13 protein-coding genes are annotated in these 15,167 nt (G+C 63.0%); all 13 read left to right on the plus strand.

Annotated features, from left to right (window positions below; translation table 11 throughout):
* The first annotated feature begins 197 nt into the window (after positions 1–197).
* The 13 genes from ACSQ8R_RS18830 (at position 198) to ACSQ8R_RS18890 (ending at position 15,150) form a co-directional block, all read left to right on the plus strand.
* Complete coding sequence (locus tag ACSQ8R_RS18830; RefSeq protein ID WP_436254776.1) at positions 198–2,546, plus strand: bifunctional salicylyl-CoA 5-hydroxylase/oxidoreductase; 2,349 nt, start codon at positions 198–200, stop codon at positions 2,544–2,546.
* A gap of 10 nt (positions 2,547–2,556) precedes the next feature.
* Positions 2,557–3,354 carry an SDR family NAD(P)-dependent oxidoreductase gene (locus ACSQ8R_RS18835; RefSeq protein ID WP_436254777.1) on the plus strand — a complete coding sequence of 266 codons (798 nt, stop codon included), beginning with the start codon at positions 2,557–2,559 and terminating at the stop codon, positions 3,352–3,354.
* On the plus strand, positions 3,351–4,199 hold the full coding sequence (locus tag ACSQ8R_RS18840; protein WP_436254778.1) for an enoyl-CoA hydratase family protein: 849 nt from the start codon (positions 3,351–3,353) through the stop codon (positions 4,197–4,199). Before ACSQ8R_RS18835 ends, ACSQ8R_RS18840 begins: the two co-directional genes overlap by 4 nt.
* The gene (locus tag ACSQ8R_RS18845; RefSeq protein ID WP_436254779.1) at positions 4,199–5,374 is read left to right on the plus strand and encodes an acyl-CoA dehydrogenase family protein; all 1,176 of its coding nucleotides are present in this window, start codon (positions 4,199–4,201) and stop codon (positions 5,372–5,374) included. The genes ACSQ8R_RS18840 and ACSQ8R_RS18845 overlap by 1 nt, the downstream gene beginning before the upstream one ends.
* Positions 5,375–5,382: 8 nt before the next feature.
* Complete coding sequence (locus ACSQ8R_RS18850; RefSeq protein WP_436254780.1) at positions 5,383–5,814, plus strand: acyl-CoA thioesterase; 432 nt, start codon at positions 5,383–5,385, stop codon at positions 5,812–5,814.
* Entirely contained in the window at positions 5,792–6,187 is a 396-nt protein-coding gene (locus tag ACSQ8R_RS18855; RefSeq protein WP_436255518.1) for a RidA family protein, read from the plus strand. The genes ACSQ8R_RS18850 and ACSQ8R_RS18855 overlap by 23 nt, the downstream gene beginning before the upstream one ends.
* Before the next feature lie 7 nt (positions 6,188–6,194).
* Positions 6,195–8,156, plus strand: a complete 1,962-nt coding sequence (locus tag ACSQ8R_RS18860) for a 3-hydroxyacyl-CoA dehydrogenase NAD-binding domain-containing protein (protein WP_436254781.1) — start codon at positions 6,195–6,197, stop codon at positions 8,154–8,156.
* A 319-nt stretch (positions 8,157–8,475) separates the two neighbouring features.
* Positions 8,476–10,083, plus strand: a complete 1,608-nt coding sequence (locus ACSQ8R_RS18865; RefSeq protein WP_436254782.1) for an ABC transporter substrate-binding protein — start codon at positions 8,476–8,478, stop codon at positions 10,081–10,083.
* Positions 10,083–11,237 (plus strand): acetylornithine deacetylase, encoded by a 1,155-nt coding sequence (gene argE, locus ACSQ8R_RS18870; RefSeq protein ID WP_436254783.1) that lies wholly within the window; start codon positions 10,083–10,085, stop codon positions 11,235–11,237. Before ACSQ8R_RS18865 ends, argE begins: the two co-directional genes overlap by 1 nt.
* A 10-nt stretch (positions 11,238–11,247) precedes the next feature.
* Positions 11,248–12,219 carry an ABC transporter permease gene (locus ACSQ8R_RS18875; protein ID WP_436254784.1) on the plus strand — a complete coding sequence of 324 codons (972 nt, stop codon included), beginning with the start codon at positions 11,248–11,250 and terminating at the stop codon, positions 12,217–12,219.
* Positions 12,216–13,160, plus strand: a complete 945-nt coding sequence (locus ACSQ8R_RS18880; RefSeq protein WP_436254785.1) for an ABC transporter permease — start codon at positions 12,216–12,218, stop codon at positions 13,158–13,160. Before ACSQ8R_RS18875 ends, ACSQ8R_RS18880 begins: the two co-directional genes overlap by 4 nt.
* Entirely contained in the window at positions 13,157–14,146 is a 990-nt protein-coding gene (locus tag ACSQ8R_RS18885; RefSeq protein WP_436254786.1) for an ABC transporter ATP-binding protein, read from the plus strand. Before ACSQ8R_RS18880 ends, ACSQ8R_RS18885 begins: the two co-directional genes overlap by 4 nt.
* A complete protein-coding gene (locus ACSQ8R_RS18890) occupies positions 14,143–15,150 on the plus strand; it encodes an ABC transporter ATP-binding protein (protein WP_436254787.1) in 1,008 nt (335 codons plus the stop codon). The genes ACSQ8R_RS18885 and ACSQ8R_RS18890 overlap by 4 nt, the downstream gene beginning before the upstream one ends.
* Positions 15,151–15,167: the final 17 nt, after the last annotated feature.

Raw genomic sequence — 15,167 nt, forward strand, 5'->3', positions numbered from 1 at the left:
GGCATGAAAACTGCTAATGTTGATGGAGATCATTCTCGCCACCTTGGAGCAGGTAGGCCCTCGACGCTGAAACCGACGCTTGAACCGGCGACCCGATAAAACCCAAATCACGGGAATTATCCGCTTGACGGGTCACTCAAACGCCATATACTTTAAACTTAAAATAATGAACGACCGAACGTCAGGAGGACTTGGATATGCGCATCGTCTGTATCGGTGGCGGCCCGGCCGGTCTCTATTTCGCGCTCCTGATGAAGAAGCTGCATCCCGAGCATTCCATCTCCGTCGTCGAACGCAATAAACCTTACGACACGTTCGGCTGGGGCGTTGTCTTCTCGGATGCCACCATGGTGTCGATGAAGGCGTGGGACCCGGAGAGCGCCACCGAAATCGAGGATGCGTTCAACCACTGGGACGATATCGAGCTGCTGTTCAAGGGTACGCGCCAGCGCACATCCGGGCACGGCTTTGTCGGCATCGGGCGCAAGAAGCTCTTGAACATCCTGCAGCGCCGCTGCGAGGCGCTCGGCGTCGAGCTTGTTTTCGAAACCGATTCCAACGGCGACGTCGACTATCCGGACGCGGACCTGATCATCGCGTCGGATGGCTTCAACTCGAAGATCCGCAACCGTTACCCGGAGGTTTTCGAACCGGATCTCGTCGTGCGTCCGAACCGCTATATCTGGCTCGGCACCAACAAGCTCTTCGACGCCTTCACCTTCGATTTCCGCAAGACGGATCACGGCTGGTTCCAGGCGCATATCTACAAGTTCGACGACAAGACCTCGACCTTCATCGTGGAGACGACGGAAGAGGCTTACGAAAAGCACGGCCTCGGCCGGATGGACCAGCAGGGCTCGATCGATTTCTGCCAGGAGCTGTTTTCGGAAGTCCTCGATGGCTCCGAACTGATGACCAACGCGCGGCATCTGCGAGGGAGCGCCTGGCTGAACTTCAACCGCCTGATCTGCGGCAAGTGGAGCCATTTCAACGGCAATTCGCATGTCGTGCTGATGGGCGACGCCGCCCATACCGCCCATTTTGCGATCGGCTCCGGCACCAAGCTCGCCATCGACGACGCGATCGAGCTCACCAACCAGTTCAACAAGCTCGGCCATTCCAAGGACAAGATCCCGGCGGTTCTCGAGACCTACGAGGAAATCCGCCGCGTCGATGTCGCCCGCATCCAGAATGCGGCCCGCAACGCCATGGAATGGTTCGAAGTGGTCGGCCAGCGTTATGCCGATACGCTGGAGCCGGAACAATTCATGTATTCGATGTTGACCCGCTCGCAGCGCATCAGCCACGAAAACCTTCGCCTGCGCGATCCGAAATGGCTGGAAGGTTACGAGCGCTGGTTCGCCGGGAAAAACGGCATCGACGTCAGCGGCAACGGCCGCACCCTGCCGCCGATGTTCACGCCCTATTCGCTGCGCGAAACACATCTGCCGAACCGCATCGTCATGTCGCCGATGGCCATGTATTCCGCCAAGGACGGCATGCTCGACGATTTCCATCTCGTCCATCTCGGCTCCCGTGCGCTCGGCGGCGCCGGCCTCGTATTTGGGGAAATGACCTGCGTCTCGCCGGATGCCCGCATCACCCCAGGCTGCCTTGGTCTGTGGAACGCGGAACAGGCGTCGCAATGGAAGCGCTTCGTCACCTTCGTTCATGAGAATTCCGCGGCAAAGGTCGGCATCCAGATCGGACATGCCGGCCGCAAGGGCTCGACCAAGGTCGCCTGGGAAGGCATCGACCAGCCGGTCGAGCAAGGCGGCTGGGATCTGATCTCGGCCTCTGCCCTGCCCTACCTCAAGACCAGCCAGGTTCCGAAGGCAATGGACCGCGCCGACATGGACCGTGTCACCGCCGACCACGTCCGCGCCGCGAAATATGCGGCGGAAGCCGGTGCCGACTGGCTGGAACTGCATTGCGCCCACGGTTATCTTCTGTCGAGCTTCCTGTCGCCGCTCACCAATATCCGCACCGACGAATACGGCGGCAGCCACGAAAACATGGCGCGTTATCCGCTTGAGGTCTTCAAGGCGGTCCGCGAAGTCTGGCCTCAGGACAAGCCGATTTCCGTGCGCCTTTCCTGCCATGACTGGTTCGAGGGCGGCAACACGCCGGAAGATGCCGCGATCTACGCGCAGATGTTCAAGGATGCCGGCGCCGACCTGATCGACTGCTCGTCCGGCCAGGTGTGGAAGGAAGAAAAGCCGGTCTATGGCCGCCTCTTCCAGACGCCGTTCTCCGACAAGATCCGCAACGAGATCGGCATCCCGACCATCGCCGTCGGTGCGATTTCGGAAGCTGACCACGCGAACTCGATCATCGCCGCCGGCCGCGCCGATCTCTGTGCCGTCGCCCGCCCGCATCTCGCCGATCCGGCCTGGGTGCTGCACGAGGCGGCGAAGATCGGTCTGACCAGCATTCCGTGGCCGAAGCAGTATTATTCCGGCAAGGCGCAATACGAGACCAACCTCGCACGTGCTGCGGCGGCCGTTGCTCCTCCTGCTGTCGGCCCGACGGCAGCGGCGAAATAAGGATCGCGTCATGAGCGAAGCGACCTCCGCCAGGCTTGCCAATCGCCACGCCCTCGTCACCGGCGCGGGTTCGGGGATCGGTGCCGCGATCGCGACGGCGCTGGTGGAAGCCGGCGCGCGGGTGACGCTGGCCGGCCGCCGGGCGGAGCCGCTGGAGGCGCTGGCTGAAACGCTCGGCAGGGACAAGGTCTGCGTAGTGGACGGCTTCGACGTGACCGACGAAATGGCGATCGGCAACGGCTTGAAGACGGCGCGTTCCGTCTTTGGCCCGGTCGATATCCTGGTCAACAATGCCGGCGAAGGACCAAGCGCGCCTTTCGAAAAGACTTCGCTGGAGATGTGGAACCGGGTCATGTCGGTCGATTTGACCGGCGTCTTCCTTGTCACCCAGGCCGTGCTGCCGGACCTCAAGGCTTTCGGATCGGGCGCCCGCGTCATCAATATCGCCTCGACGGCGGGGCTCACCGGTTACGCCTATGTCTCGGCCTATGTCGCCGCCAAGCATGGCGTCGTCGGCCTCACGCGCTCGCTGGCGCTGGAACTGGCGAAGACCGGCATCACCGTCAACGCCGTCTGCCCCGGCTTCACCGATACGCCGCTGATCGCCCGCTCGATCGAGACGATCGTCGAAAAGACGGGACGGACGGAAGAACAGGCGCTCAAGGAATTCACGAAGAGCAATCCGCAGGGGCGGCTGGTGAAGCCGGAGGAGGTCGCGGACACGGTTCTGTGGCTGGCATCGCCCGGAGCGGCATCGATCAATGGACAGGCAATCGCGGTTGCCGGTGGGGAGGTATTGGCAGGATGAGCGAACAGGCATCGATGGCGGGATATCTCCGCCCGTTCAAGGATTATCAGCCGAAGCATTTCCTCTGGGAAGTCAGCGACAACGGCCGCGTTGCGACCATCCGCCTGAACCGGGCGGAGCGCAAGAATCCCCTCACGTTCGAAAGTTACGCAGAGCTGCGCGACCTCTTCCGTGATCTGGTCTACGCTTCGGATATCCGCTCGATCGTGCTCACCGGCTCCGGCGGCAATTTTTCCTCCGGCGGCGATGTCTTCGAGATCATCGAGCCGCTGACCCACATGGCGATGCCGGATCTGCTGGCTTTCACCCGCATGACCGGCGACGTCGTCAAGGCGATGAAGAAATGCCCGCAGCCGATCGTCGCCGCGGTCGATGGCATCTGCATGGGCGCCGGCGCGATCCTTGCCATGGCCTCCGACATCCGGCTGGCGACGCCCGAAGCCAAAACCGCCTTCCTGTTCACCCGCGTCGGCCTCGCCGGCGCCGATATGGGCGCCTGCGGGATCCTGCCGCGTATCATCGGCCAGGGCCGCGCCGCCGAACTTCTGTTCACCGGCCGTACGATGAACGCCCGCGAAGGCGAGGCCTGGGGCTTCTTCAACACCATCCATCCCGGTGACGTTCTGGAAGCCGAAGCCGTGAAGCTCGCTCATTCGCTGGCCGATGGGCCGTGGTTCGCCCATACGATGACCAAGACCATGCTGAACCAGGAATGGGCCATGGGCATCGACGAGATGATCGAATCCGAGGCGCAGGCCCAGGCGGTCTGCATGGCCACCAAGGATTTCCGCCGCGCCTTCGAGGCCTTCGCCGAAAAGCGCAAGCCGACATTCGAGGGCAACTGATGGCCGCCCCCACGACGCTTAAAGGGCCGACGCGCGATTTCCTCGACTGGCCGTTCTTCGACGAGAGCCACAAGGCACTCGCCGAAAAACTGGATGCCTTCGCGGCTTCCGGCGCGCTCAGCCATATCGACCATTCCGACACCGACGGCGCCTGTCGGGCGATCGTCAGGGCGCTCGGGCAGGCAGGCCTTCTGGATGCCGCGACCGGCGCCGGCGGTAGCCGGGCGATCGATTCTCGCGCCGCCTGCCTGACGCGCGAAACGCTCGCCTGGCATGATGGCCTTGCAGATTTCGCCTTCGCCATGCAGGGCCTCGGCACCGGCGCGATCGGCCTCTCCGGTTCCGAGGAACTGCGCCGCACGGTTCTGCCGAAAGCACAGGCTGGCGAATGGATTTCCGCCTTCGCACTGTCGGAAAAGGAAGCCGGCTCGGACGTCGCCGCCATGGCCTGCGCCGCCCGCAAGGACGGTGACCACTACGTCCTCGACGGCGAGAAAACCTGGATTTCCAACGGCGGCATCGCCGATGTCTATACGGTCTTCGTCCGTACCGGCGAAGCGCCCGGCACGCGCGGCATTTCCGCCTTCGTGGTCTTCGCCGACGATCCGGGCTTCTCGATCGCCGAACGCATCGACGTGATCGCCCCGCATCCGCTGGCGACGATCCGTTTCGAGAACTGCCGCATTCCGGCTTCGCGCCTGCTCGGGTCACCCGGCGAAGGCTTCAAGATCGCCATGCGGACACTCGACATCTTTCGCGCCTCCGTCGCGGCGGCGGCGCTCGGTTTTGCCAAGCGCGCGCTGGACGAGGCGGTTGCCTATGCCAAGGCCCGGCCGATGTTCGGCAACCACCTTTCCGACCTGCAGCTGACCCAGGCCGCCTTTGGCGACATGGCGGCCGGGATCGATGCCGGGGCGCTCCTCACCTACCGCGCCGCCTGGCGCCGCGATGTGCAGGGCCTGCCGACCACCAAGGAGGCCGCAATGGCCAAGATGGTCGCGACCGAGAATGCGCAAAGCGTCATCGACCGCGCCGTGCAGATGTTTGGCGGCCGCGGCGTCAAGAGCGGCGAGATCACCGAAAGCCTCTATCGCGAGATCCGGGCGCTGCGCATCTACGAAGGTGCAACCGAGGTCCAGAAGCTCATCATCGCCCGCGAACTGCTGAAGGCGTGAGGGCGACCATGGCTTACACGACATCCCGCCGCCTGAACTTCGGAGATTGCGACCCCTCCGGCATCGCCTATTTCCCCTCTTACCTCAACATCATGGTCGGGGTTTGCGAGGAGTTTTTCGGCGCGATCGGCGCGCCATGGCCGGAGATGATCAACGACCACAAGATCGGCGTGCCGACCGTGACGCTGGACGTCGCGTTCAAGAGCCCCGGTTACCACGGCGACATGATGGATTTCACCATCAAGGTCATGCGGATCGGCAACAGTTCCGCCGATCTCGAATACGAGGTGCGGGCCGGCGATCGGCTGCTCTGGACGGCGAAGCAGCGTCTCGTCGCCACCTCGCACGAAACCCACAAGGCCCTTCCCTGGCCGGACGATATGCGCGCAGCGCTGACACAGCATTTGGAGAACGATGATGCACACGATTCTGCAGCCTGAAGGCTGGGCAAAACCGATCGGTTACGCCAACGGCGTTGCCGCCAGCGGCCGCCAGATCTTCGTCGGCGGGCAGATCGGCTGGAACGGCCAATGCCAGTTCGAGACCGACGATTTCGTCGGCCAGGTCAGGCAGACGCTGCAGAACGTCGTCGATGTCCTGGCGGAAGCCGGCGCCGGCCCCCAGCACATCACCACCATGACCTGGTATTTTACCGACAAGGCCGAATATCTCGGCAACCTCAAGGGCATCGGCCAGGTCTATCGCGAGATCATCGGCAAACATTTCCCCGCCATGGCCGCCATGCAGGTGGTGGCGCTGGTGGAAGACCGCGCCAAGATCGAAATCCAGGCGACCGCCGTCATTCCGGCCTGAGGCAATCATGAGCGAGACGATCGAATTTTCCGCCACGGTTTCAGCCACGACCCGCAACGGAGTTCTGGTCGTCACGATCGACAACGCGCCGGTCAATGCGACCTCCGTCGATGTCCGCGACGGGCTTGAGAAAACGCTCGCCCATGCCGAAGCTGCCGCCGGTTTGACCGGCGTCGTCATCACCGGCGCGGGAAAGACCTTCATCGGCGGCGCCGACATCAAGGAATTCGGCAAACCGGCCATGGATCCTACCCTGCCGGCTGTCATCGAGAAGATCGAGAACCTGTCGAAGCCGGTCGTTGCTGCATTGAACGGCGCCGCACTCGGCGGCGGTCTCGAAGTAGCACTTGCCTGCCACTACCGCGTCGCCGCGCCGGCTGCCCAGGTCGGCCTGCCCGAAGTCAAACTCGGCATCGTGCCCGGCGCCGGCGGCACCCAACGCCTGCCGCGCCTGATCGGCATCCCGGCGGCACTCGACCTGATCACGTCCGGGCGCTCGGTCAAAGCCGCGGAAGCCCTGAAGCTCGGGATCGTCGATGAACTGGCCGCAGGCGATCTCGTCGAGGCCGCTATATCCGCAGCGTCGGTACTGGCTGGCAAGCCACTCCGCCGCACAGGCGAACTCACGATCGCGCTCTCCGATACGGCCGAGATCGAAAAAACCTCGGCCAGGATCCTTGCCAAGGCACGCGGCCAGAAGGCGCCGGCCGAAGCGGTCCGGCTAGTCACGTCGTCCAATCGCCCCCTTGCCGAAGGCCTGGCGGACGAACGCGCCACATTCCTCATACTCCGCGACAGCCGCGAGGCCGCGGCTCTTCGCCATGTATTTTTCGCGGAACGGGAGTCCTCCAAGGTCGAAGGTCTGGAAGGCGTCGAACCTCGCCCGGTCAGGACGATCGGCATCTGCGGCCTGGGCCTTATGGGCAGCGGCATCGCCGTTGCGGCCCTTGGGGCCGGTTATTCGGTGATCGGCCTCGACCAGACCGCCGAAGCCGCCGAAAAAGGCAAAGAGCGCATCATCGGCCTCCTGGAACGCAACGTCGCCTCGGGCCGCCTCGACCAGACCGGCTTCGAAGCCCAGAAGGCAAGGCTTTCCGTGACGGCGACGGACGCCGATCTCGCTCCCTGCGATCTCGTCGTCGAAGCCGTGTTCGACGATCTCGCCGTCAAGACCAGCCTCTTCCAGCGTCTCGACAAGGTCATCCGCCCGGACGCGGTGCTTGCAACCAATACCAGCTACCTGAACCCGGAAGAGATCGCCGCCGCGACCGTCCATCCCGAACGGGTGCTCGGCCTGCATTTCTTCTCGCCTGCCCATGTGATGCGGCTGCTGGAAGTCGTGCGCTGCGCCAAGACGGCGCCGGATGTGCTCGCAACGGGTCTGGCGGTTGCCAAGAAACTGCGCAAACTGCCGGTCGTGACCGGCGTCACCGAAGGCTTCATCGGCAACCGCATCTTTTCCGCCTATCGCCGGGAGGCTGAGTTCCTGCTGGAAGACGGCGCCCTGCCGCACGAGATCGACGCTGCGCTGGAGGACTACGGTTTCCCGATGGGCCTGTTCGCCGTCTATGACATGGCCGGCCTTGAAATCGCCTGGGCCCGCCGCAAGCGGCAGGCCGCCACCCGCGATCCTTCGGCGCGTTATGTCGAGATTGCCGATACGCTCTGCGAAGCGGGTCGTCTGGGCCAGAAGGCCGGCCGCGGCTGGTACGCCTATCCGGATGGCAGGCGGACGATCGATCCCGAGGTGACTACGATCATAGAAGCTGCCCGGACCAAGAAAGGCATCACACCCCGTACATTCTCGAAGACGGAGATCGTCGAAAGGATGCTCGGCGCGATGGGCTTGGAAGGCGAGGCGCTACTGGCGGAAGGAATTGCTGCGCGAGCCAGCGATATCGATCTGGTGATGATCAACGGCTACGGTTTTCCGGCCCACAAAGGTGGCCCGATGTTCTCGCGAAGCTGACCGCCCTGAAGCGGAATTAACGCCTAATATATTGAAATCTATTGTGTATCCTGGCGTGGTTGGCGCCTCGGGAGCGCTTCCGTGTGACCGGTTATTTGCCCGCTCAAAAGAGTTGCGCTCATTTGATCAAACATGCTTGCATGTTTCCTTAAATCGCCTATTGTTTGCCCAAGCCTCGCAAGTAGGCACCAAAAACAACGACAGGGAACGCTGCATGCTCACACTTTCCGAGCTCAATCCGCAGAGATATTTTAACCATAAAATATCTGCCGCATCGTTGTCCCGTATTCCGACTGTCTCGTGGCGCGCTTAGGAGATCATGATGCCTTTTTCGTTTTCTGCATTCAAACGCAAGATGCTGCTGGGTACGATCGCCGCAGCCGCGCTGGCCGCCCCGCTTGGCGGCATGGCCGAGGCAGCGGATTTCAAGTTCGCCGGCCCGCTCGATGCCTATACGCTCGATCCGCATGCGGTTTCCAACACGCTGATCTTCGCCGTTCTTGCCAATGTCTACGAGCCGCTTGTGCGCCGTAACGCCGAGCAGAAGATCGAGGGAGCACTTGCAACCGACTGGAAACAGATCGATGGCACGACCTGGGAATTCAACCTCCGCAAGGACGTGAAATTTTCGAACGGCAACGCCTTTACCGCCGATGATGTGGTCTTCTCGCTGACCCGCGGCCAGGCCGGCGGCATCAAGGCAAACCTGAATTCGATCGCCTCGATCGAGAAGGTTGATGACTACAAGGTCCGCATCAAGACCCGCGCCATCAACCCGATCCTGCCGAACCAGATCACCAACTGGTACATCATGGACAAGGAATGGGCCGAGGCGAACAACACCGTACAGCCGGGTGCCGCCAACAACGCCACCGAAACCTTCGCAAACCGTAACGCCATGGGCACCGGCCCCTATGTCATCAAGGAACGTGATCCGGGCGTGAAGACGGTCTTTGCACCGAACCCGGGCTGGTGGGACAAGAAGACCGGCAATGTCGACAATGCGACGTTCTTCGTGATCCCCAACCCGTCGACCCGCGTCTCGGCCCTCATCTCCGGCGAAGTCGACATGATCGACGGCGTGCCGCCGCAGGATGCCGAGCGCATCGAGAACGATCCGAAGCTGCACATGCAGGCGGGCCCCGATCTTCGCACCATCTACATCCAGCCGGACGTTGCCCGCGACAGCCTGATCTTCGGCAGCGAAAAGACCAAGAACCCCTTCAAGGAGCTGAAGGTCCGCCAGGCGATGGAACTGGCGATCGATACCGGCGCGATCCAGAAGCGGATCATGCGCAATTTCTCGGTCCCGGTCGGCCTGCCGATCGGCAAGGAAGTCAACGGTTTCGACGCGACGCTTGGCGCGCCGGTGAAGCCGGATGTCGACAAGGCCAAGGCGCTGATGAAGGAAGCCGGCTACGAAAACGGCTTCTCCGTCACGCTTGATTGCACCAGCGACCGCTTCATGAACGACGAGGCGACCTGCCTTGCCGTTGCCGCCTCGCTTGCCCGCATCAACATCAAGGTCGATCCGCGCGCCCAGCCGACCGCCAAGTGGGCGACCCAGGTCAACCCGCCGGAATACAATACCAGCATGGCCATGCTCGGTTATTCGCCGGCCACCTATGACGCGCACATCTTCCTGACTTCGATCGCCGCCACACGCGATCCCAAGAGCGGTCTCGGCGCCTTCAACATCGGCGGTTATTCCAATCCGGAAGTCGACAAGCTGATCGACCTGATCGGCAAGGAGACCGACCAGGCCAAGCGCACCGGTTATATCACCCAGGCCTTCAAGCTCATGAAAGCCGACGTCGCCTTCATTCCTCTGCACCAGTTGAACATTCTCTGGGGCGTCAAGGACAACGTCACCGTCGTCCAGCCGGCCGACCTTGCCTACCCGCTTCGTTATTTCACGGTGAAGTAATGACCATTGCATCCGATATATCGAGGCAACTCGCGAGCCTCGTTGCCTTCCCGACCGTCAGCGCCGTTTCGAACCTCGACCTGATCCAATATGTCGAAGCCCAGACCGCGCCCTACGGGGGACGTGCCCGGCGCTTTGCCAGTCCCGAGGGCGACAAGGCCAACGTGCTGATCTCGATCGGCCCGGAAGCGCCCGGCGGCATCATCTTCAGCGGCCACACGGATGTGGTGCCGACCGAAGGGCAGGCCTGGACCGGCGATCCGTGGACGCTGCGGGACGCAAACGGCCGGCTGATCGGCCGCGGCGCAACCGACATGAAGGGTTTTCTCGCCTGCTGTCTCGCGGCCGTGCCCGGCATTGCCGCCAAGAACCTCAGGAAGCCGATCCATCTCGCCTTTTCCTATGACGAAGAAGTCGGCTGCACCGGCGTCGGCTCGATGGCCGAATGGGTGGGCGCAAGCGACCTGAAGCCGCGCCTTGCCGTGATCGGCGAAGCGACCAGCATGGACATGATCGCGGCCCACAAGGGCGGCCTCATCGGCTGGTGCCGCATCAAGGGCAAGCCCGGTCATTCCTCGCAACCGGACCGCTATGTCAACGCGGTCATGGTGGCCGGCGACATGATCGCCGAGATCAACCGCATCCGCGAGGACATGCGCAACGGCCCGCAATTCGAAGGGCTCGACCCGCCCTATTCGACGACCCAGGTGACCGTCATCAGAGGCGGCCTGCACGGCAATATCGTCTCCGAAAACTGCGAGTTCTTCTGGGAAATGCGCCTCATCCCCGGTCAGAGTACCTATGAGGTGCTGGACCACATGAAGCGTTTTGCCACTGAGAAGCTCGAGCCGGCGATGAAGGCGATCGACCCGTCCTGCGGCATCGTCTTCGATGTCCAGGCCAGCATTCCCGGCCTGAAGCCCAACGACGATCCGACGCTCGATGCGGAATTATTGGCGCTTCTCGGCCGCACCGAACCCCGCTATGTTTCCTATGGCACGGAAGCGGGCATTTTCCAGATCGCCGGCGTCCCTTCGGTCGTCATCGGTCCAGGCGATATCGCCGACGCCCATCAGCCGGACGAGTCGGTCGCCATTTCCGAGCTCGAAAAATGCACCGCCTTCCTCGACAAGCTCGGGGACAGCTGCTGCTGAGGGATCTGTCGTGCTGAATTATGCCGCGTCACGGATCGTGCAGACGATCATCGTCCTGCTGGTGATCAGCTTCATCGCCTTCCTGCTGGTCGCCAATATCGGCGACCCGCTGGCGGCCCTCCTCTCCGCCGACGCGACCGTCAACGAGCGGCTGGAACTGGTTGCCAAGCTTGGCCTCGACCAACCCCTCTGGACGCGCTTCCTGCATTTCATCGGCAACATGCTGCAGGGCGATTTCGGCTTTTCCTATCGCACCCAGGATCCGGTCGCCAACCTGATCGCCGAACGCCTGCCCGCGACCGTCGAGCTCGCCTTCGTCAGCCTGCTGATCACGATAGTGGTCGGCGTGCCTGCCGGCATCTATTGCGGTGTCAATCCCAACTCGCTGTTCGGCCGCTTCATCATGCTGATCTCCACCGCCGGCATCACGCTGCCGAATTTCGTCGTCGGCATCCTGCTGATCGCCGTGTTTTCGGTCCAGCTCGGCCTGCTCCCCTCGTTCGGACGCGGCACGGTTGTCGATCTCGGTTTCTGGAAGACCGGGCTTCTTACCGTCTCCGGCTGGCGGGCGATCCTCCTGCCGGCCGCCACCCTTTCCACCTTCCAGGTCGCCTTCATCATCCGCATGCTGCGCACCCAGCTGATGGAAGTCGGCCAGAGCGAGCACATCCGCTTCGCCCGCGCCCGCGGCCTGTCGGAAGCGCGCATCTGGTATGTCTATGCGATCAAGAACACGCTTCTGCCGGTCATCACCATGCTCGGCCTGCAGCTCGGCAATATCATCGCCTTCTCGGTGGTGACGGAAAACGTCTTCGCCTGGCCGGGCCTCGGCTCGCTCTTCCTGCAATCGATCCAGGGCGCCGATATACCGGTCATCGCCATCTACCTGATCTTCGTCGGCCTGGTTTTCATGGTCATCAATCTGGTCGTCGAACTGCTCTATCCGCTGATCGACGCCCGCGTGTTGAGGAGGCAATCATGACGCCTGTCGTCAACACTCCCGCGGCCGGTCCCGCCCGCCGCAGCAGAGGCGGCAAGCTTCTGCGCGCGATGCGCAGGGCGCCCGGCCCCACTCTCTGCGCCGTGATGATCTTCGCGCTGCTGATCTACGCCTTCGTCGTGCCGCTGTTTTCGCTGAACCCGTTCGAATTCTCCGGCATGTCGGTGCTGGACAGCTTCATTCCGCCGGCGTGGATGACAGATGGCGTCGCCGATTTCCCGCTCGGCACCGACGACCAGGGCCGCAACCTGATCACCGCCATGGCCTATGGCATGCGCACCTCGATCATTGTCGGTTTCCTGTCGGTCACCATCGGCCTCGTCCTCGGCGGCAGCCTCGGCCTGATCGCCGGTTTCGTTGGCGGCAAGGTGGATGCCTTCATCATGCGCGTCGCGGACGTGCAGCTCGCCTATCCGGCCCTGCTGCTGGCGATGATCATCGATGGCGCCGCCCGCGCCGTGCTCGGCACCGAGCGCAGCGTCGGCACCGCGATCGCCATCGTCGTGATGTCCATCGGCATCGCCTTCTGGGTCCAGTATGCCCGCACCATCCGCTCGTCGGTGATGATCGAGCGCGACCAGGATTACGTCTCGGCCGCCCGGATCACCGGCCGCAGCAACCTGTCGATCATCGTCCTGCATATCCTGCCGAACGTCATGGCGCCGGTCCTCGTCATCGCCACCATCAATCTCGGCATCGCCATCATCACCGAGGCGACCCTGAGTTTCCTCGGCATCGGTATCCCGGTCACCTCGCCCTCGCTCGGCACGCTGATCCGCAACGGCAACAACTTTCTGCAATCCGGCGAATGGTGGATCTCGGTCTGGCCCTGCCTGATCCTCGTCCTCTTCGTCGTCTCGGTGAACATCCTCGGCGACCACCTGCGCGACGTCTACAATCCGCGCCTGCGAGGCCGCTCATGATCACCGCGACCGCTCCGCTCCTCGAGGTCCGCGACCTCACCGTCACCATCAACCGCGAGGGAGGGCTGGTCACCGCGCTCGACAGGGTGTCCTTTTCCATCAATCCCGGCGAAGTGCTCGGCATCGTCGGCGAATCCGGTGCCGGCAAGTCGATCACCGGCGCTGCGATCATCGATCTCCTCGTACCGCCGCTCAAGCGCACCGGGGGCACCATAACCCTTGCCGGCACCCGGCTCGACCAGCTTTCCCCAAAAGCGATGCGCAGCGTGCGCGGCGGCCGGATCGGTTTCGTCTTCCAGGATCCGATGACCAGCCTCAACCCGGTCATCACCATTGGCCAGCAGCTCTGCGACACCATCCAGGCGCATCTGAAACTCGGCGGAAGCCAGACGAGGAAGCGGGCACTGGACTGGCTCGACCGCGTCGGCCTCCCCAATCCGGACGTGCAGTTCAAGCGTTACCCGCATCAACTGTCCGGGGGCATGCGGCAGCGGGTGGTGATCGCACTCGCGCTCTGCGCCGATCCCGTGCTTGTCATCGCCGACGAGCCGACCACAGCGCTCGATGTCTCGGTCCAGGCCCATATCCTCGAACTGCTGCGCGACCTGCATCGCGAAAGCAATGTCAGCATGATGCTGATCACCCACGATCTCGGCGTCATCGCCAAGATGGCCGATCGTGTAGCGGTGCTTTATGCCGGCCGGGTCGCCGAGATCAGCCCGGTCGGCGAACTCTTCAACGCGCCGAAACATCCCTATACCCGCGGCCTGATCCGCGCGACGCCGATGCCGTCCGCCACCGGCGAGATGCGGCTCGACCAGATCCCAGGCGCCATGCCGAGCCTTGGCGCGGTTCCCCCCGGCTGCGCCTTCAATCCGCGCTGTTTCAAGGCGGAGGGCGATTGCCGCGCAACCATTCCGCCGCTCCATCATGAGGCAAGCTCTGCCTTTTCCTGCTTCCATCCGCTGGAAAGGGTGACCGCATGAGCGCTTCCGATTTCCTCATCCTCAATCACGTCAGCAAGGTCTATCGCCGCAGCCAGAGCCTTCTCGAACGGCTGAAAAAGAACGAGACCGGCGGCACCAGGGCCGTCAGCGACGTCAGCCTCACCGTCCGCCATGGCGAGACCATGGGCCTGGTCGGCGAAAGCGGCTGCGGCAAGTCCACGCTGGCGCGCCTTGTCTCCGGTCTGATGGCGCCCACGTCAGGCGAGATCAATTTCCAGTCGAATGCCGCGGGCAACAAACCGCGCCTGCAGATGATCTTCCAGGATCCCTATTCCTCGCTCAACGGCCGCTGGACGATCGAGGACATCATCGCCGAGCCGATCCGCGTGCATAAGCTGCGCCAGGGCCGTGCCGCGATCCGCGCCCGCGTCGATGAACTGCTGGTCCAGGTCGGCCTCTCCGCCGCCGACGCCGAAAAATATCCGCAGGAATTTTCCGGCGGCCAGCGGCAGCGCATCTGCATCGCCCGGGCGCTGGCCGGCGAACCGGAATTCCTGATCCTCGACGAGCCGACCTCAGCGCTCGACGTCTCGGTACAGGCGCAAATCCTCAACCTGCTGCGCGACCTGCAGAAAAACCTTCGTCTCACCAGCCTGTTCATCACCCACAATCTCTCTGTCGTGCGCATCATGGCCGACCGGATCGGCGTCATGTATCTCGGCGAACTGGTGGAGGAGGCGACATCTGAAGAATTGTTCCGCAAGCCGCGCCATCCCTATACGCGCCTGCTGATCGATGCGGCACCGGACATGGATACCAGCGACCGCTCGCTGCATCCGATCGCCGGAGAACTGCCGAACCCGGCCTTCCCGCCCTCCGGCTGCCGTTTCCACACCCGCTGCCCCTTTGCGCGGGATATCTGTCGTAATACGGTGCCGCCGCAGAAGACCACCGAAACAGGCGGCATGTTCCGCTGCCATTTCGATCTCGACCTCTCGAACGCCTCGGTCTTTCCGCCGCCCGCCAAGGTCAAAACCGCCTGAATTTCCAAGGATGCCCG

The sequence above is a fragment of the Neorhizobium sp. LjRoot104 genome, from assembly GCF_964253725.1.
GTDB lineage: Bacteria > Pseudomonadota > Alphaproteobacteria > Rhizobiales > Rhizobiaceae > Neorhizobium.

Coding starts and splice junctions, on each gene's coding strand:
- ACSQ8R_RS18830 (WP_436254776.1), top strand. CDS start 198: ATGCGCATCGTCTGTATCGGTGGCGGCCCGGCCGGTCTCTATTTCGCG.
- ACSQ8R_RS18835 (WP_436254777.1), top strand. CDS start 2,557: ATGAGCGAAGCGACCTCCGCCAGGCTTGCCAATCGCCACGCCCTCGTC.
- ACSQ8R_RS18840 (WP_436254778.1), top strand. CDS start 3,351: ATGAGCGAACAGGCATCGATGGCGGGATATCTCCGCCCGTTCAAGGAT.
- ACSQ8R_RS18845 (WP_436254779.1), top strand. CDS start 4,199: ATGGCCGCCCCCACGACGCTTAAAGGGCCGACGCGCGATTTCCTCGAC.
- ACSQ8R_RS18850 (WP_436254780.1), top strand. CDS start 5,383: ATGGCTTACACGACATCCCGCCGCCTGAACTTCGGAGATTGCGACCCC.
- ACSQ8R_RS18855 (WP_436255518.1), top strand. CDS start 5,792: ATGCACACGATTCTGCAGCCTGAAGGCTGGGCAAAACCGATCGGTTAC.
- ACSQ8R_RS18860 (WP_436254781.1), top strand. CDS start 6,195: ATGAGCGAGACGATCGAATTTTCCGCCACGGTTTCAGCCACGACCCGC.
- ACSQ8R_RS18865 (WP_436254782.1), top strand. CDS start 8,476: ATGATGCCTTTTTCGTTTTCTGCATTCAAACGCAAGATGCTGCTGGGT.
- argE (WP_436254783.1), top strand. CDS start 10,083: ATGACCATTGCATCCGATATATCGAGGCAACTCGCGAGCCTCGTTGCC.
- ACSQ8R_RS18880 (WP_436254785.1), top strand. CDS start 12,216: ATGACGCCTGTCGTCAACACTCCCGCGGCCGGTCCCGCCCGCCGCAGC.
- ACSQ8R_RS18885 (WP_436254786.1), top strand. CDS start 13,157: ATGATCACCGCGACCGCTCCGCTCCTCGAGGTCCGCGACCTCACCGTC.
- ACSQ8R_RS18890 (WP_436254787.1), top strand. CDS start 14,143: ATGAGCGCTTCCGATTTCCTCATCCTCAATCACGTCAGCAAGGTCTAT.